This is a genomic window from Methanobrevibacter sp. (assembly GCF_045541095.1).
In the GTDB taxonomy this organism is placed as follows: Archaea; Methanobacteriota; Methanobacteria; order Methanobacteriales; family Methanobacteriaceae; genus Methanocatella.
On record NZ_JAZQIJ010000166.1, the window covers coordinates 1 to 2,965 of the forward strand.

Sequence of the window (2,965 nt, forward strand, 5' to 3'; positions counted from 1 at the left end):
CTTTCATATTCAATTACTTTAAATGGTCCTTTTTCATCAATTACATTGATATTGTCATACAAATTCTAATTTAATATTTCTTTGTCAAATCTATTGTCCACCAACACATTTTTGAATTATTTTTATAGAAGTTTCAATAAATAGTATAATATGTGATTATAGTAATATAATCATGATTTGTTTTTAAAAATAATGGAGATAAATATAAATGAATAAGAATTATTTGATTATTGGCATATTGGTCGCAGTAATTGCCATTCTATGCTGTGGAATCGGATATATGTTCTTCATTGACCATACCGAGTATGTTTCCATGAACATTCCTGAAAGTGGAACAGCCATTCAAATACCTAATGACATGTCAGTCAAATCCAACAACTCAGAAACAGGCGTGGTTGTTATGGAAAATGACAATACCATAATTGTAATGTTCAACAGCGCTGACAAGGGTCTTGCTGCGATTATGGCATTTGCCACAATAAAAAATCCGATATTTGGAACTCAATCCAGCGGAAACATTACTCTGAATAATCCTAGAGTCGAAGGATGCAGCCTGGATGGGGATTGCAATGCCGTATTTATTGGAAACAACGAAACCCATGACAACATAATAGTCATAAGCAAAAACAAAGGTATCGTAAGCCACATTATTGACAGCATCATTTGGGGAAAAACAAGTACTGCCACAACACAAAGTGACACAAGTACAACCGATACCAGTTCATCACAGCCTTCAGCCTATGCATACAAATCTGACGGAACTCCTATGTACAGTCAAAGTGAAGTTGACAAGTATATGGAAAACAAATATGGTGATGTGGATTATCACGTTGGAGGCAACGGATACATCGATATGGATGAACCAGGCTATGATGATGCAGGAAATGTGGTTGATAACTAAAAAAAGAATATAGGAGCAATTATTCTTAAATGAATTATTTGTTCCCCCACTATTTTTTTAAAATTTTAAAACCTGATTTGAAATGCATCAATACTAAAAGAAAAATAGTTTAAAGAGGTGCAATAAGCATCCTCAAATTAATAACTTTTATCTGCCCAGTAACTCCATTCTCCAGTTACAGCATCCTGTGCGTAAACATAGTGCCCGCCTTCTTCCATTTTATGGTAACTGCCATCAGCATCAGATTTGAAATACTCACTATTGCGGCTATTGTAATCCACATGCTGTGATCCGCCAGAATTTGAATAGTCCGCAGTTGTTTGACTGGATGAAGGAGTAGCTTCAACAACTTCTTCTTTAATGGTTAATATTTGAGTAGTATTGTTTGTGGTGTAGTTTTCATTCCCGCCATAGCTTACAGTAACATTATACTTACCTTTCTTTAAATCTAAATCCATTTTTGCCTTACCTTTGGAATTTGTCTTTACAACATCATCAACAACAACTTTGCCTTTGCTGTTAGTTATTGTAATGTTAACTATTTCTTTTGATAGTGGAGTTTTGTTTAAATCTGTCAGCTGCAGAGATAATTCCCCACCCTCATATTGTTCTTTATCGCTTGTAATTTTTAATTTAGTAGGTTCTTTTGCATGCATTGGATTGAACATAGCAAATCCTATTGCTGCTGCGAGAACAACAATTATTACTACCAATATAATGATTATGTTTTTGTTATCCACATTATCACATCCTTAATATAATTTATATTATATTAGCTAGGTATATAATAATTTCTACACAATATTGGAAAAGAAATTAAAAAAAGACAAGACTTAAATATAATCCGTTCCATAATAGCAATTGAAGTTTAAAATCCAAATTTTGGATACTTAAATTCTAAAATTTGATGATTGGATTTATCAATGTCTACTTGTTTGAGCATGCTTTGCATGCTGTAGACATTGACTTAACTGATTTTACTAAAAACAACTTATTATTTCTTAAAATTTTATTTTTATACAGTTACCTTTTGTAAAAATTTCCTATATTTACTCCTTTCTCGCCGTATTTTTACATATAAGTGTCCAGACGTCTTAAAAAATAAAAAAAGTGTTAATTAACTTAAAAGACCTCAACTTCCACCAGCTGGAGTTGAGGCAGTTGATGCTTTATTTGTCTTCCCACATCCGATTCATTAGAATTATGATTAACACTATTAAAATCTCAGCAATGATAAACCAAAGAATGGATTCATTGCCGTAATAATGCATAAATACGAAGAGTACGGCAGTAGTGATCATAAATCCTAATAAGGAAACTACAGGCCGATTTAATTTTGTTATCAGGTATATACTGATTGTACAGAAAATCAAACAGCCTACTCCGCTTAAAAATATCGGATAATCATTAATCGAAATAGGTGAAAGTACAATAGCTATTACGCCAATTGTCATAACCGCTAACGCTACATATGACAGTATTTTTTTAAGGGCCTTGTTTTTCAGTATTCCATCATTTTCACTTTCTTTAAAAGATTCAATTTCATTTTCGGATTTGAAAGTCCTGACGACCTCCTTATTTTCGTATTTTCTGTCGAAATTCTTGAAGAGATATCTTAAGAACAGATAATATACAATTGCGAATATTATCTCAGTAACTGTTATTCCAATCAGGACACAGCTGCCGTTGGCCAGCATGATATTCAATACATATATTAAAGCGGTTTCTATTACAATTTTTAGAATTGTAAATAACAGTGAATACATACTTTTTCCAAAACCGTCAAGCATTTTTGAAGAGATAATGGAAAATGGAATTGAAAGCAGTATAACTGTTCCCAGAATTGCTATCCAGAATATTTCGGTTTGCATTCCGGTAATGGAAAAGAAGCTGAATGCATACTCACGCAGAATTATGAATGCTGTCATCACAACAACCGTAGTTATAAAAGACACTTTAAGCGCGTATTTATACATTTCATTCAATTCATCGAATTCATGCGCACCGAACAAATGTCCTGTAACACTCATCAATGCCCTACCGTAACCCTTGATAGGTGAACTC

The 2,965-nt window shown here is 33.0% G+C and carries 3 protein-coding genes; 1 reads left to right on the forward strand and 2 read right to left on the reverse strand.

Translation table 11 applies throughout. From position 1 onward, the window contains the following. Nucleotides 1-208 precede the first annotated feature (208 nt). Nucleotides 209-901: a hypothetical protein gene (locus tag ACKI2P_RS07085; RefSeq protein ID WP_407376321.1), complete on the forward strand. Its 693-nt coding sequence runs from the start codon at nucleotides 209-211 to the stop codon at nucleotides 899-901. A 137-nt stretch (nucleotides 902-1,038) separates the two neighbouring features. Here ACKI2P_RS07085 and ACKI2P_RS07090 read toward each other — a convergent pair whose 3' ends face one another. Beyond that, nucleotides 1,039-1,641 carry a hypothetical protein gene (locus ACKI2P_RS07090; protein ID WP_407376323.1) on the reverse strand — a complete coding sequence of 201 codons (603 nt, stop codon included), beginning with the start codon at nucleotides 1,639-1,641 and terminating at the stop codon, nucleotides 1,039-1,041. A gap of 429 nt (nucleotides 1,642-2,070) precedes the next feature. Next, nucleotides 2,071-2,965 (reverse strand): MATE family efflux transporter (locus tag ACKI2P_RS07095; protein WP_407376325.1); only part of this gene is annotated, 895 nt, incomplete at its 5' end.